The organism is Methylobacterium sp. PvR107, assembly GCF_017833295.1.
Lineage (GTDB): Bacteria > Pseudomonadota > Alphaproteobacteria > Rhizobiales > Beijerinckiaceae > Methylobacterium.
In genome coordinates this window covers 1,247,660-1,260,833 of record NZ_JAFIBW010000001.1, presented here as the reverse complement: position 1 = coordinate 1,260,833, position 13,174 = coordinate 1,247,660, and the positions used below count along the sequence as shown (strand labels likewise).

The following is a 13,174-nucleotide window of genomic DNA, read 5'->3' as shown; positions in this document are numbered from 1 at the left end:
CGCCCTGGAGGCGGGTGAGGCGAATCCTCACTCAGCCCTCGTCGTCGTCGTCATCGTCCATGAGCTCCTTGCGGCGATTCTCTGCGGCGTCCCGCAATCCCCCGATGACCCGGGTGACGACCACGCGCATCCGGCTCTTCTGATCTGGAGAGAGGGTCTGGTAGAGCGGCTGCCAGGCATCCGCGAGCTTCTTGAGCCCGTTGGCGCGCTCGTCCATGATCTCGGCCCGCTCGCGCATAAGCCGGAGCGGGTCGGGGTCGGCGCGCTGGGCAGCGGCCCGTCCCTGCAGGTTGGACAGCCGGGTGTAGCGCGCATCGGCGCGCGTGCGGATGGCCTCCTCGATGGCCGGCCAGTACTTCTGCTGGTCGGGCGTGAGCTGGAGGGCGGCCTTCACCACCCCGATCCGGGCATCGGTCAGGGCCTTGAAGTCCGTCTGGGTCAGCTTTCCAGTCTCACCGAGCGCGCCGGTACGGGACACGTCCTCCGCCAGGGCCAACGGGCCTCCGGCGAGCACGAAGACGGCAGCCATGGCAATCAAGCGCTTCTGCATATTGACCTCCCATCGGCGAAAAATTTGCTGATGAACAACAGCGTGGCGTCAGACTTGCTGTCTGATCCAACGGACGAGGCTAGTAGTGATGATATCCGTGGCGCCGGTGGACGCGCCGGGCGGTCCTGCGGGCCGAGCGATGCGCCATCCCGACCGCCGTCACGGTCTTGATGACCAGCCCATCGGACACCGCAGCCGCATCGACCGCGGGTCGGAGATAGCTCAAGGGGGCGGCCTGTGCGCCGCCCAGCGGGACGAAAGTCAGCGCGGCGAGAACGCACAATCCGGACACATGACGGCACAGCATGGTCATCTCCCTCGGTTCAGCCCTGTATCGCCCCAGGTACTCGTTGGTCGTGATCGGTCTCGGGCCAGTCATGGCGCGGGCGAGGCGGGATCATTCGCCCATGGCACGGGGTCTGCCGCGCTGCGGGCGTGACGAGAGCCAAGCTTCACCTGGCCCGGGACCGCAGCCGTTCTGGAGATAGATCACTGTTCCGGACGGCCTGCTTGATCAACAGGGTCTTTGCCACGGGAATTTGCGGCTGCGGGCGCGAGCCCCGGGCGCGTCGCAAACTCGGAGTTGGGACACAGAAGTGCCTCTGCCGCTCCGCTTTCATTTTTGGTTCGTGACGGGAAGTCCGAAGCAGTAGGCGAGCAGCTGGTTGTGCTCGCAGGCCATCCACGCGCTCGAGAACTCAGAGCCCTTTTGCGGCCACAGCATGGCCGCGAAGCCCTGGATCGTACGCCGCGCCACGTGGAACGAACGAGCGCAAGCCACCGCCTCGCGGCGTGGGGCGTTTGACCCGGAAAGTGGTCGCTCTCGATGCCCTGCTGCAGGTGCTTGGCGACGTAGTAGGTAGGTGTGCGGGGGCAGCCCCCCCTTGCGGCTCTCGGCTATGGCTGATGGGTACGGGCCAGCGCCATCTGTGCAAATGCGATCCGGCGCGAGCCGCGGCTGATCCTGCAGCATCTTGCAGAAGAATCGCTTGACGGCGTCCAGATCGCGGTTGGCCGTGAGCAGGAAGCCGGCCGCCTCGGCGTGCTTGCCGCTCGCGCGGTAGAGGTAGTGCCACCGTCCGCGGACGCGAATGCAGGGCTCATCGACGCGCACCGACCCGCGATGCGGTTTGCGGAACCGGCGCAGGCGGCGCTCGATGGCGGGGGCGAAGGCCAGCACCCACCGGTTGATGGTGGAGTGGTCGGCTGTGAGGCCGCGCTCCAGGAGCATCTCCTCGATGCCGCGGTAGCTCAGGGCGTCGCGCAGGTACCAAGAGACCGCCTGGACGACGAGGCTGGCCTCGGAGTGCCGGCCCTTAAAGTCGTCCCGGGCTTCTCGCTTCAGCTTGAGGGCGAGCGCGTTGAGGCTCAAAGGCCGGCTCCGAAGCGGAGCGCGAAGCTGGGCGGCTGCGGCTAACGACCCGTGAACGCCCGGCATTCGCGTTTGCAACAACCCCTAATGGATCACGTACGGTCCTGACTCGCTCAGATCTCGCCTGCGCGGCTGCCTCGCGTAATGCCTCTGGCTCAGCCGGGCCGATGCGCTGCACGCCAGGCGGTAGGGGTCTGCCCGGACCACCGCCGGAAAGCCCGGGTAAATACGCTGATCTCGGCAAACCCGAGCACGCGCGCTACCTGCGTGAAGGTCATGTCGGTTTGGGTCAGCAGCCGGCGAGCGATCTCGAAGCGGATCTCATTGACCAACGTGCTGAAGGAGAGACCTTCGCGCCGGAGATGGCGGCTCAACGTCCGGCGATGCATCGAGAACAGGGGTGCAATTGCCTTGGCCGAACAACCATCGCTGGGAAGACGCGCCCGGAGGACGCGCCGGACCTCCTCCCCAAAGCTGTCCGCCGCGACGGCGGTCGGCGGCCCGAGGCGATCTGCGAACAGGCGGCGCAACACGGCCTCCGCCACAATCTGTTGCTCAAGGCAACTTGCCGGAAAGACCAAGCCCGCCGTGCCCGCGTCGAAGCGGATGGGTGCGCGAAAGAAACGGGCGAACGGCCCCAGGTCGGTCGGAGGGGGATGCGGGAGCAGGACCTCGCTCGGCGACCACTCGAATCCGCGCAGCATACGCAGGATGTTTACGCCGGTCGCCAACGCACCGTCGGTGATCTGGTCCGCACTCTCGATGCCATATCGGTCAATGGCGTAGCTCAAGCGCGCGGTCTCGCCGTGCTGGGTCAGCATGGGCACGGTGGTGGCGTCCTCACTGTGCAGATTACACACAAGCTTCGTCAGGATCTGACCAACGGTCGACGACTGGGGCATGAGGGCGCCCATTAGCCCGAGCGAGGCGAACATGTCTCGCTGGCCGACCAGAAGCCCGAAGTGCGGACAATTCGTCCGGGCGACGCAGAGACTGATCAGTCTGCTAAGCTCCGGGAGCGCTCGCGAAGGAGCGTCGTTCTCACCAACAGCCTGGCTGGCTGAGCGGATCTCGTCGTCCAGATCAACGCCAAGGTTCGGTAGGACGGCAGCGATTGCCTCAGCGATGCCGATGCGCAGCATGTCGACAGCGCCTCTTTCGCGGGGCACGCGGGCGTGAACGACTACCGGCGGGGGCGTACCGGCGACCGGGGGCTGCCTTGTCCGCCTGGATGGCGGCCCTTTAGGTTTGCGGGCGCGCATCGGAGCTCCCGCGCGATGGCGAACACCGCCGTCACGTGAGATCGACCGTAGCTCATGCTCCGACGGCTGCTTGATCTAATGGACCGTTCAGGCTGCCGGACGTGAAGAAACGGCCGATGATCGAAGCGCTTCCGAGGTTCCCGCGTGCTGGTAAGTCAGTGAGCTGAGAGGTCCTGCTCCTGGCCCAGTAAATCAAGCAGTTCGACCAAGTCTTCTCCATGCCGGCGCCGGCGCTGGTGAGTTTCGCTTGGGAGCCGTCGGGGAAGACCCCACGCATGCCATTCATCTTGATGGCGCTGGCCCTACCGTTCGGGACCTTCGGGAGCCCTTCACGGGCAGAACCGCGCGACTGCGTCGCACAGGGCGAGGCCCCGATCCCCACAGACGCGCAGATCAGCCGCGTGGAGCAGGAGGCCATCACGACGCCACCGCTCTGTGCGTGGTCGCTTCTACGGAGCACTGGGGCTTTTCGCTGCCCATGGCGCTGCTCTACGGCGTGGTGATTGGCTGGGTTGCCGGTGAGATGTGGGTAGCCTCGCTGCTGCATGGTGAAGCAAAGCACTGGACGCGGTTTCCCGTGCTGCGTGGGCGGGTGCGCAGGCGGACGGCTTAAAACCTTTAAAATTTAAAAGTTTGTAGCTCACGACGGTGGCCGGGTGCGAAGCCCGGCCAATCGCGTTTCGGCTTCGAAAGGGCGAGGGGCGCTCCCCGGCCGACTGCCCTACGAGCAGCTCTCAGAAGCATCAGCGCCGTTGACCTGCAGCGCGGCAATCAGGATGAGACCAGCGCGTCAATCAAGATGAGAGGAACCGCCGATCTGATGACGCAAGGAGGGCAGAGCCCGACCGGAGGCATCGGATCGGCGTCGGCGTGACCTTCAGGGGCACGTCGTCTGGTGATCGCGGCCACCGGGCCAGCTGCGGGTCGTCCTCAGTTTGAGGAGCCTGCCCGTGCCCGGCCGCCACGTGACCGATCACCAGATGAGGCTCTTCATGCAGTTCCGTCAGAGCGACAGCGTCGCTGCGGCCGCCGCCAAGGCCGCCTTCAGTCCCGCCACCGGCCATCGCATTGCCGCCGATCCGCGTCTGCCCTCGGCTAAGAAGACCCCGCGCGGACGGCGTCGGCCCGATCCCCTCGCCGAGGTGTTCGAGGCCGAGATCGTGCCATTGCTCGAAGCCGCGCCCGGCCTGAGGCCGGTGGCCGTCTTCGAGGAGATCCTGCGCCGTCATCCCGATCTCGGTGAAGGGGTCCGACGGACACTGGAGCGGCGTATCCGGGCTTGGCGCGCCGTGCACGGAGCCGACCAGGACGTCATCTTTCGTCAGACCCACGAGCCCGGGCGGATGGGACTGTCGGACTTTACCGACATGGCCGATCTCGGCGTCAGCATCGCTGGGCTGCGCCTCGACCATCGGCTCTACCACTTCCGGCTCGCCTACTCCGGCTTCGAGCACGCCCACGTCGTGCTCGGCGGCGAGAGCTTCGTGGCGCTCGCCGAAGGGCTGCAGAATGCCCTCTGGTCTCTCGGCGGCGTGCCGCGCGAGCACCGCACCGACAGCCTCTCGGCCGCCTTCCGCAACCTCGACGAGGCCGCCCAGGAGGATCTCACCCGCCGCTACGAGGCCCTGTGCGCCCACTACGGCATGACGCCCACCCGCAACAACGCCGGCCTCGCCCACGAGAACGGTTCGGTGGAGGGCCCGCACGGCCACCTCAAGCGGGCCCTCGCCGATGCGCTCCTGCTGCGCACCAGCACCAACTTCCCCGACCTGACCGCCTACCGCACCTTCGTCGACGAGCTCGTCGGACGCCGCAACGCCCGCCAAGCTAAGCGCATCGACAGCGAGCGGGCTGTCCTGGCGCGGCTGCCCGAGCGGCGCTCGTGCGACTACGAGCAGGTCAGCGTGCGCGTCTCCTCGGCCGGCGGGTTCCGCCTGCGCAAGGTGTTCTACACCGTGCCCTCGCGCCTGATCGGCCACACCCTGCGCGTGCGCCTCTACGACGACCGCCTCGACGTCTTCGTCGGCGGATCCCACCTCTTCACCCTGCCGCGGGGGCGGGCTCATCCGGACGGACGGCACGATCAGGTCGTCGACTACCACCACGTCATCCACGCCCTCCGGCGCAAGCCGATGGCGCTGCTCAACCTCGTCTACCGCGACCGGCTCTTCCCGCGGGCACCCTACCGGCACGCCTTTGAGTCCCTGCGCGCCGCGCTTCCGGAACGGCAGGCCTGCCGCATCGCCGTCGATTTACTTGCGCTGGCCCATGACCGCGGCTGCGAGGCCGAACTCGCCGAATGCCTGGCCGTCGAACTGGCCGCCAAGCGCCTGCCCGATCTAGCCGTCCTGCGTGCCCGCTTCGCACCCGATCCGGCTACCATCCCTCACGTCAACGTCGCCCTCGGCTCGCTGGCGAGCTACGAGAGCCTCCTCGACGGCGTCACGACGGGAGGGGCGGCATGAAGGCCCTGGCCCGCACCACCACCGCGGTCGACACCGCCCGGCTCGGGATCATGCTCGGTGAGCTGCGCCTGCCGACCATCAAGACCGTCTGGCCCCGCTTTGCCGAACAGGCCGACAAGGAGGGCTGGCCTGCCGCCCGCTTCCTCGCGGCGCTGGCCGAGCACGAGTTGGCCGAGCGCGACAGACGACGCATCGAGCGTCATCTCGCCGAGGCGCGCCTGCCACCCGGCAAGACGCTCGATGGCTTCGACTTCGCCGCCGTGCCGATGCTCTCGAAGGCTCAGGTCATGGCGGTCGCCGCCGGCGACGCTTGGCTGGCGCAGGGGGCCAACCTGCTCCTGTTCGGTCCACCTGGCGGTGGGAAGAGCCATCTCGCCGCCGCGATCGGGCTCGCTCTCGTCGAGGCCGGCTTCAAGGTGCTGTTCACCCGCACCACCGACCTCGTCCAGAAGCTGCAGGTCGCCCGGCGCGACCTCGGCCTGGAGGCGGCCATCGGCCGGCTCGACCGCTTCGACCTGCTGATCCTCGACGACCTCGCCTACGTCACCAAGGACCAAGCCGAAACGAGCGTGCTGTTCGAGCTGATCAGCGCCCGCTACGAGCGCCGCTCCCTGATGATCACCGCCAACCAGCCCTTCGGCGAGTGGGGTCGGATCTTCCCCGATCCGGCCATGACGCTCGCTGCCGTCGACCGGCTGGTGCACCATGCCACCATCTTCGAGATGAACGTCGAGAGCTACCGGCGTCGCACGGCCCTGGATCGGAAACGCGGTCCTGGTCGACCGCCAACTCGCGCGACAATCAAAACTGCCGATGCGTGACGCTCCGCGACACGAACCTGACCCGACGCCACCTTGCGCCGGTCGATCGACCCGCTCATCATCAACCCGCCGCGACACCGGTCACTCATCCTGATTGTCGCTGACATCTCATCCAGATCGCCGCGCTACAGTTGACCTGCCGTCGGCAGCTTCTCTGTAGTGCGCCCACTCACGGCGCTTGTCCTAGGGCATCCTGGGCCCTTGCTGGCACTTGCAGGACCCGGAGCTTTGTGAGCGGCTCCCCTGCGGCCGTTCAGTCTGCGTCGTAGATGAGCGACGCCAGCACGTTGCCGTGTGCAATCGTGCGCTGGCCGACATTCTTGGTCACGTCCTGCCCCGGGTAGTAGTAACCGAGCGTCCTCTGCGCCGCATCCAACGCCTTCTGCCGTCCGCTGTTCTCCGTGATGATATATCCCAAGGTCCGTTGATAGCGGTCCTTGATCGTCTCGCGGCTCATGTGGTTCTCCGTTTGAGGCATGGCAAAGCGGCTCTGCAGGAGCCGCGGCGCTGCTCGTCAGAGTGAATGGCTGGGCGCTGCTCTGCGCAGTGCTCGATGGCCGTGCGGTTGGGACTGTCAGGAATTTCGTGTTCGGGCGGCCATAGTGGATCCGATGGAGGTTCCCGATGGCACGACGCAAAGCACCCCGTATCCCTGACGCGATCCTGGACCAGCTCCTGGCTGGGGCCGATCCCAAGACGGCCTTCGAGGCCGATGGCCTGCTGGACGAGCTGAAGAAGGCCCTGGCCGAGCGGGCGCTCAACGCCGAGATGGACCACCATCTGGCGGGCGAGGACGCCGGCAACACGCGCAACGGCTATGGCCGCAAGACGGTCACGACCGAGACAGGCCGGATTGAGCTGGCGATCCCGCGCGACCGGCAGGCGACGTTCGATCCGCAGCTGATCGCCCGGTATCAGCGCCGCTTTCCCGGCTTCGACGACAAGATCGTGTCGATGTACGCCCGCGGCATGAGCACCCGGGAGATCGTCGCGCACCTGCGCGAGCTCTACGGCATCGAGGTCTCACCCGACCTGATCAGCGCGGTGACCGACGCGGTCCTGGAGGAGGTCGCCGCCTGGCAGGCCCGGCCGCTGGAGCCGGTCTATCCGATCGTGTTCTTCGACGCTCTGCGGATCAAGGTGCGCGACGAGGGCGTCGTTCGGAACAAGGCCGTCCACATCGCGCTGGGCGTGCGCGCCGACGGCTCCAAGGAGATCCTCGGCCTGTGGCTGGAGCAGAACGAGGGCGCCAAGTTCTGGTTGCGGGTCATGAACGAGCTGAGGAACCGCGGCGTCGAGGACGTGCTCCTGGCCGTGGTCGATGGCTTGAAGGGCTTCCCCGACGCGATCCGGGCGGTGTTCCCCGAGGCGCTGGTCCAGACCTGCATCGTGCACCTGCTGCGCCACAGCCTCGACTTCGTCTCCTACAAGGACCGCAAGGCCGTGGCGGGGGCGCTGAAGGACATCTACCGCGCGCTCGATGCCGCAGCCGGCGAGGCGGCGCTGGCGGCCTTCGAGGCGAGTGAGTGGGGCCGGCGCTACCCGGCCATCGCCCAGAGCTGGCGACGGGCGTGGGGCGAGGTGATCCCGTTCTACGCCTTCCCCGGCGAGGTGCGGCGGATCCTCTACACCACCAATGCCATCGAGGCTCTGAACGCCACGCTGCGCCGGGCTGTGCGCGCCCGCGGGCACTTCCCGACCGACGAGGCCGCGCTGAAGCTGCTCTACCTGGTCTTGAACCGCTCCGAAAAGGCGTGGAAGATGGGCCCGCGTGAGTGGGTCATGGCCAAGGCGCAGTTCGCCGTCATCTTCGGCGAGCGCTTCACCCGGGCCATGGCGGCCTGATGTTCAATCCGCCGCCCGCACACGGAATTCCTGACAGTCCCGTGCGGTTCGCTGGCGATCCCGCTGCGAAGAAGTTTGTTCGTACAAACAAGTGCGAGCACTCGGCCGCTGGCGGCGTACGGCGGTCACGCCTTACGCCATTCACATAGCCAGCCGCTCAGGCGGCCTTCTTCCGGCGCTCGGCCATCATCAGCCCGCGAGCCGCTGCGGCTTCCTTGATCTGCGGATCCAGCTCACCCGCACGCACTGCGCTGATCAGCGCGTCAAGAGTGCCGGGCAGCTTATCGAGGCTGCCGATGCTGATCGCCGCCTTGCCCGGCTGAAGATCTAGAGGGCGGCCGCCGACCCGCATCATGAAGTGGACCGTGCCGGCCTCATCCTGGAACCAGCCCTTGCGCACACGCCGAGGCACCTCGACCCGCACGCGCTCGCCTGCAGCATTCTTGCGGATGGCTGCCACCTTGGGCGGCTCGTACAGCCGGCCCTCAAGAGTAGCGCTCACCATGTCCTTCTGCTCGGCCAGCTGACCCAGCAGCTTCTCGCGCGCACGAGAGAGGGGATCATTGGCCGAAGCGGCGGGCGCGGCAGCACTCAGCTTGAGGGTCTTCAGCACGGACATCTGCATCTCCTTCATGTGAGCTCGGTTAGCTCTCATGTCCGGGACGGTACAGCCGTCGTTCTGCCGTTCAACCGAAGACCTTCGAGGATATGTAGGATATCAGAACGCTGAGGTGTTTTTGAATTTATAATCGAGTGGCAACGCACGCAATAAATGTACGTGGGGCATGTACGTATCCGGTATTTACCGGAGCGCATGCGCAGGGCCGCTATTTCAGTGTGTGTAGGTCGTGTAGGCGATGTAAGCATTTTTGCTGCATTTCCGCTTTATAGAACAAATGGAAGCAGAAATATTCTATCTAATAATTGTCCATACACTCTATACACTGCTTACATCCCAGATTTTTACATTCGAAATCAATAACTTACGGCCGTCCGGTTCAACTTTTGGCCGTGTAGGCAGTGTAGGGAGCGAAATCCGCCTACACTGCCTGTGCCGTCAGCCGCTGTAAATGTAACCGCTGCCCTTAGCGCGACGCGACGCACGCCAACCCAGATCCGGGTTGTTGTTGATCACGCGCTTAAATTCCTTGCTCCACACGTTGTAGGTCCAGATTTGACCTCTGAAAAACGTGTCGGCCCATTGCGAGTAGTCCTTGTACAGGTCCGCAGCCGGCTGATTGATGCCCTCGCGGCTGGTGGGAACCTTGTGCTGATCCAGCCACTGCTCCACCTGACTGCGCTCGCGCCATGCCGCTTGCTTGGCCTTGAGTACCGCCTTGAAGGGCTTCATCGGGTCCTCGGCACGCTCGTCCACGCTCTGCCACAACACCTGCGCGTCGATGGCATTGATGGTTGAGTGATCGGGCGTACTTGTAAAGCGCAGCGCTGCGAAGCGCCTGTTGCCGGTTTCATCCCTGATCAGTTGCTCGATTTCGCGGTTGCTGCACCCAATGAAGGTGGCGTTCTGACGGATATTCACCACGTCGTTGCTGCCCATATGTAAAGGGCGGACCAATTCCAGGCCGCCGTGTCGGAGCAAAATCAGGCCACTGGCAACGTGCAGCTCGAACGAAGAAGGGGCCCGATCGGGCCCCTTCTTCGTTCGTCGCCGATCGTAAGGGTCAGGCCGGCGGGATCTCGCCCGTCTCGGGGTCGTGAGGATCGGCGGTGGCCTGGTTTTGCTCCGCCCCTTCGGCCCGGCCGCGCCGGCTGCGGGAAGTTTTGAGGCGGTAGCTGTTGCCGTTCAGGCTCAGGATGCTGACGTGGTGGGTCAGCCGGTCGAGCAGCGCGCCCGTGAGCCGTTCCGAGCCCAGAACTGACGTCCAGTCCTCAAACGGGAGGTTCGAGGTCACCACGGTCGAGCCACGCTCGTAGCGCTGCGAGAAGACCTCAAACAGCAACTCCGCCCCCGTCGACGACAGCGGCACGTAGCCGAGTTCGTCGACGATCAGGAGCTTGACCGCGGCTAGTTCGCGCTGAAGCCGGAGCAGACGACGCTCGTCGCGCGCCTCCAGGAGTTGGTTGACCAGCGAGGCCGCGGTGGTGAACGTGACCGAGAAGCCCTTCTGGCAAGCCGCCAAGCCGAGAGCCAAGGCGATGTGGGTCTTGCCAGTGCCCGAGTTGCCAAGTGCGATGACGTTCTCCCGGCCGAGGATGTAGCCACAGCGGGCCAGTTCCAGCACGAGCATCTTGTTCAGGCTCGGGATCGCGGCAAAGTCGAACGTGTCGAGGCTCTTCACCGCCGGGAAGCGCGCCGCCCGGATGCGGCGCTCGACCATGCGCCGCTCACGGTCGATCAGCTCCAGTTCAACCAGCCGCAACAGGTAGCGCGAGTGGTCCAGGCCGCTCTGAGCGCACTCGCGGGCAACCTTGTCGTACTCGCGCAGCACCGTGGGCAGCTTGAGCTGCTTGAGGTGGTGAGCCAGCAGGACGCCCGGCGTGGTCTCGTCGCGCGCCAGGCTCATGCGGCCACCTCCGGCACCAGCACGGCATAGTCGGCAGCCACGGTGGTCCGCACCGTGGTTCTGGGCAGGTGCGGATAGGCTGCCAGGTCGAGCCGGGGCGGTCGGTGCTCGAGTCGGGCCAGCGCAATCAGCTTGACCGCATCGAAGCCGATCGCCCCGAGCCGGATCGCCTCCGCGACGGCTGCGGCCACCACGTCCTTGGGCATCGCCTCCATCAGGCGCAGCACCTGGATGAACTCGCGCTTGCCCCGGTTGCCCATGCGCGCCTCCAGGAGATGGCGCAGGTGCTGGAACGCCTCGGGCAGATCCCAGTCCTGGAGGGCCGCCGCTTGGTCGAGGGCGTTCGGCTTGGTCTCGATCAGCGCGAGGTAGTGCAGCGGCTCGGAGACGAACACGCCGGTGCCGTAGCTGCGTTCGTGCCGGGCGATCTCGATCCCGCCGCACAGGATCACGACCTCGTCGACGAAGCCCTTCACCAGCACGTCCCGGAAGCCGTAGGCGGTGGGCACCGAGTAGTCGTTGCCGTGATAGCGCACCAGCGCGGTCGAGGAGACACGACCAGCCCGCTTCTCGCACGGCTCCAGCGGGACCGCCGGCAGGGCGCGCAGGACCGCACGGTCGGCCACGAGCCGCGTACCGATGAGCTCGGCAGACCGACCGGCACACTCATCCTGCCGGACTCGGCAGCGTCGCTCCAGATCAGCGTTCAGCGCCTCGAACGAAGCTGCCTCCGGAGCCGGGGTCATGAAGTTGGACCGGGCGAACTTGACCAGCCCTTCGACTTTGCCCTTGTCGTTGCCCCTGCCCGGACGGCCGAAGCGGTCGCGGAACAGGTAGTGGCTCACCAACTCGGTGAAGGCGCGCGTGCGCTCGCGCTGCCCGTCACCGCAGATCTTGGCGACCGCGATCTTCGTGTTGTCGTACAGGATCGACAGCGGCACGCCCGTGAAGAAGGCGAAGGCGGCGACGTGCCCGTCGAGGAACGCCTCGGTGGTCTCCCGCGGATATGCCTTCACGAAGCAGGCGTCGGAGTGCGGCAGGTCCATGCAGAAGAAATGGATCTTGCGACGCACGCCGCCGATCGTGGCCACCGCCTCGCCGAAGTCAACCTGGGCATGGCCAGGCGGGTGGGCCAGCGGCACGAAGGTCTCCCGCCCCTGCGATCGGCAGATCCGCACGTGGTCCTTCACCACCGTGTAGCCGCCGGCATAGCCGTGCTCGTCGCGTAAACGCTCGAAGATCCGCTTGGCCGTGTGCCGCTGCTTGATCGGCGCGCTTCGGTCCGTTTCCAGGATGGCCGTGATCACCGGCAGAAGAGGCCCAAGCTTCGGCTTCTCGACCGGCTTCGAGCGCGTATAGCCCGGCGGCAGGGAGAACCGGCACATCTTGGCGATCGTCTCTCGGCTCAGCCCGAACACTCGAGCCGCCTCACGCCGAGAGTTGCCCTCGATAAACACGAACTGCCGAACGGCCGCGTAGACTTCCACGGCAAACATCCCCAGCTCCTCTCGAAAGAGAAGCTTCTCCACTGGCCGGCTTTTACGCCGCCCGCATCAGCACGACGCCGACGCTCCAGTGGATGGTTTTGTCACCGCCCTACACACCCACGAATGTGGGCTCGTCCGGAGCGTCCGGGTGATCGGCTAGCGCCTGCAGTCGGCGCAGCACGCGGTACTCACCCGTGCTCTCAAGGACGCCCGCGATGCTGTCGAGAGGATCGCTCACGCCACGCTCGTCCGCTCAAAATACTCTCAGGCTGCTCCGACGCGGTGCGGCCCGGAGTAAGGGTTACGCGCGGCGGGTCTTGGCCGCGAGGTCCGCTCCAGCAGCATCCACAGCATATGCGTGCGTTCTCCAAAGGCCGGTGCACGATTTGACGGCGTCAATGGAGCGATGCGGGCCGAGGCCTTCGCGGCAGTCCACAGCCGAATCGGGCTCCTTTCGAAGGCATTGAGATAATCCGCGGCAATCGCGGGCAGCCGGTAGCATTTCGCTAAGGAGCGGCGTCGGAAGCCCTCGTCCCGCTCCGGCGTAGCGCCGGCAGGCAGAGACGGAGGTCGTCGTGCAAACGCCCAACGTGACCATTCTCGAACTTGCGGCAGAGGTCGCGGAGCTGCGGATCCAGCTCGCCGAGTCGCAGGACCAGTGCATCGAGCTGGCGGTCGATGCCGGCGAGCTTCACGCGGAAATCCGGGCTCTGCACGAAGAGGTTGCCACTCTTCGTTTCGAGCGCGCTTCCTGGGTGACGGCGACGCGCCACCGGCCCATGCTCGGCGCAGTCGCGTAGGCGATAGCCGATTGCGCCGATGAGCTTGGCAGATAACCGCGGAGATT

General features: G+C 66.0%; 14 protein-coding genes. 4 read left to right on the top strand and 10 right to left on the bottom strand.

All coding sequences use genetic code 11. From position 1 onward, the window contains the following. Positions 1 to 31: 31 nt before the first annotated feature. The 4 genes from JOE48_RS05825 to JOE48_RS05810 form a co-directional block, all read right to left on the bottom strand. The gene (locus tag JOE48_RS05825) at positions 32 to 550 is read right to left on the bottom strand and encodes a Spy/CpxP family protein refolding chaperone (protein WP_210028603.1); all 519 of its coding nucleotides are present in this window, start codon (positions 548 to 550) and stop codon (positions 32 to 34) included. Between the two features lie 79 nt (positions 551 to 629). Next, the gene (locus JOE48_RS05820; RefSeq protein WP_210028601.1) at positions 630 to 857 is read right to left on the bottom strand and encodes a hypothetical protein; all 228 of its coding nucleotides are present in this window, start codon (positions 855 to 857) and stop codon (positions 630 to 632) included. A gap of 309 nt (positions 858 to 1,166) precedes the next feature. Further along, positions 1,167 to 1,922: an IS6 family transposase gene (locus JOE48_RS05815; RefSeq protein ID WP_210028600.1), complete on the bottom strand. Its 756-nt coding sequence runs from the start codon at positions 1,920 to 1,922 to the stop codon at positions 1,167 to 1,169. Positions 1,923 to 2,077: 155 nt separating this feature from the next. Next, positions 2,078 to 3,064 carry an AraC family transcriptional regulator gene (locus JOE48_RS05810; RefSeq protein ID WP_210028599.1) on the bottom strand — a complete coding sequence of 329 codons (987 nt, stop codon included), beginning with the start codon at positions 3,062 to 3,064 and terminating at the stop codon, positions 2,078 to 2,080. A gap of 1,100 nt (positions 3,065 to 4,164) precedes the next feature. Between JOE48_RS05810 and istA (JOE48_RS05805) the strand changes: the two genes are divergently transcribed. Next, positions 4,165 to 5,649 (top strand): IS21 family transposase, encoded by a 1,485-nt coding sequence (gene istA / locus JOE48_RS05805; protein WP_409518549.1) that lies wholly within the window; start codon positions 4,165 to 4,167, stop codon positions 5,647 to 5,649. Then, a complete protein-coding gene (istB, locus tag JOE48_RS05800; protein ID WP_053611553.1) occupies positions 5,646 to 6,470 on the top strand; it encodes an IS21-like element helper ATPase IstB in 825 nt (274 codons plus the stop codon). Before istA (JOE48_RS05805) ends, istB (JOE48_RS05800) begins: the two co-directional genes overlap by 4 nt. Before the next feature lie 253 nt (positions 6,471 to 6,723). Here the strand turns inward: istB (JOE48_RS05800) and JOE48_RS05795 are convergent, their stop codons facing one another. Continuing rightward, on the bottom strand, positions 6,724 to 6,927 hold the full coding sequence (locus JOE48_RS05795; protein ID WP_210028596.1) for a hypothetical protein: 204 nt from the start codon (positions 6,925 to 6,927) through the stop codon (positions 6,724 to 6,726). 167 nt (positions 6,928 to 7,094) lie between these two features. Between JOE48_RS05795 and JOE48_RS05790 the strand changes: the two genes are divergently transcribed. Next, on the top strand, positions 7,095 to 8,315 hold the full coding sequence (locus JOE48_RS05790; protein ID WP_210026721.1) for an IS256 family transposase: 1,221 nt from the start codon (positions 7,095 to 7,097) through the stop codon (positions 8,313 to 8,315). Between the two features lie 157 nt (positions 8,316 to 8,472). Here JOE48_RS05790 and JOE48_RS05785 read toward each other — a convergent pair whose 3' ends face one another. The 5 genes from JOE48_RS05785 to JOE48_RS30765 all read right to left on the bottom strand — a co-directional run bounded on the left by JOE48_RS05785 (position 8,473) and on the right by JOE48_RS30765 (position 12,565). Further along, positions 8,473 to 8,949, bottom strand: coding sequence for a DUF6641 family protein (locus JOE48_RS05785; RefSeq protein ID WP_245252723.1), 477 nt, complete (start codon positions 8,947 to 8,949; stop codon positions 8,473 to 8,475). 423 nt (positions 8,950 to 9,372) lie between these two features. Further along, the gene (locus tag JOE48_RS05780) at positions 9,373 to 9,873 is read right to left on the bottom strand and encodes a hypothetical protein (RefSeq protein WP_210028595.1); all 501 of its coding nucleotides are present in this window, start codon (positions 9,871 to 9,873) and stop codon (positions 9,373 to 9,375) included. A gap of 124 nt (positions 9,874 to 9,997) precedes the next feature. Next, positions 9,998 to 10,840 carry an IS21-like element helper ATPase IstB gene (gene istB / locus JOE48_RS05775; protein ID WP_210025729.1) on the bottom strand — a complete coding sequence of 281 codons (843 nt, stop codon included), beginning with the start codon at positions 10,838 to 10,840 and terminating at the stop codon, positions 9,998 to 10,000. After that, positions 10,837 to 12,336, bottom strand: coding sequence for an IS21 family transposase (gene istA, locus JOE48_RS05770; RefSeq protein WP_210025731.1), 1,500 nt, complete (start codon positions 12,334 to 12,336; stop codon positions 10,837 to 10,839). Before istA (JOE48_RS05770) ends, istB (JOE48_RS05775) begins: the two co-directional genes overlap by 4 nt. Before the next feature lie 100 nt (positions 12,337 to 12,436). Then, entirely contained in the window at positions 12,437 to 12,565 is a 129-nt protein-coding gene (locus tag JOE48_RS30765) for a hypothetical protein (protein WP_280921298.1), read from the bottom strand. 337 nt (positions 12,566 to 12,902) lie between these two features. Between JOE48_RS30765 and JOE48_RS05760 the strand changes: the two genes are divergently transcribed. Then, positions 12,903 to 13,127: a hypothetical protein gene (locus tag JOE48_RS05760; protein WP_210028593.1), complete on the top strand. Its 225-nt coding sequence runs from the start codon at positions 12,903 to 12,905 to the stop codon at positions 13,125 to 13,127. Positions 13,128 to 13,174: the final 47 nt, after the last annotated feature.

Coding starts and splice junctions, on each gene's coding strand:
- JOE48_RS05825 (WP_210028603.1), bottom strand. CDS start 550: ATGCAGAAGCGCTTGATTGCCATGGCTGCCGTCTTCGTGCTCGCCGGA.
- JOE48_RS05820 (WP_210028601.1), bottom strand. CDS start 857: ATGCTGTGCCGTCATGTGTCCGGATTGTGCGTTCTCGCCGCGCTGACT.
- JOE48_RS05810 (WP_210028599.1), bottom strand. CDS start 3,064: ATGCTGCGCATCGGCATCGCTGAGGCAATCGCTGCCGTCCTACCGAAC.
- istA (WP_409518549.1), top strand. CDS start 4,165: ATGAGGCTCTTCATGCAGTTCCGTCAGAGCGACAGCGTCGCTGCGGCC.
- istB (WP_053611553.1), top strand. CDS start 5,646: ATGAAGGCCCTGGCCCGCACCACCACCGCGGTCGACACCGCCCGGCTC.
- JOE48_RS05795 (WP_210028596.1), bottom strand. CDS start 6,927: ATGAGCCGCGAGACGATCAAGGACCGCTATCAACGGACCTTGGGATAT.
- JOE48_RS05790 (WP_210026721.1), top strand. CDS start 7,095: ATGGCACGACGCAAAGCACCCCGTATCCCTGACGCGATCCTGGACCAG.
- JOE48_RS05785 (WP_245252723.1), bottom strand. CDS start 8,949: ATGAAGGAGATGCAGATGTCCGTGCTGAAGACCCTCAAGCTGAGTGCT.
- JOE48_RS05780 (WP_210028595.1), bottom strand. CDS start 9,873: ATGGGCAGCAACGACGTGGTGAATATCCGTCAGAACGCCACCTTCATT.
- istB (WP_210025729.1), bottom strand. CDS start 10,840: ATGAGCCTGGCGCGCGACGAGACCACGCCGGGCGTCCTGCTGGCTCAC.
- istA (WP_210025731.1), bottom strand. CDS start 12,336: ATGTTTGCCGTGGAAGTCTACGCGGCCGTTCGGCAGTTCGTGTTTATC.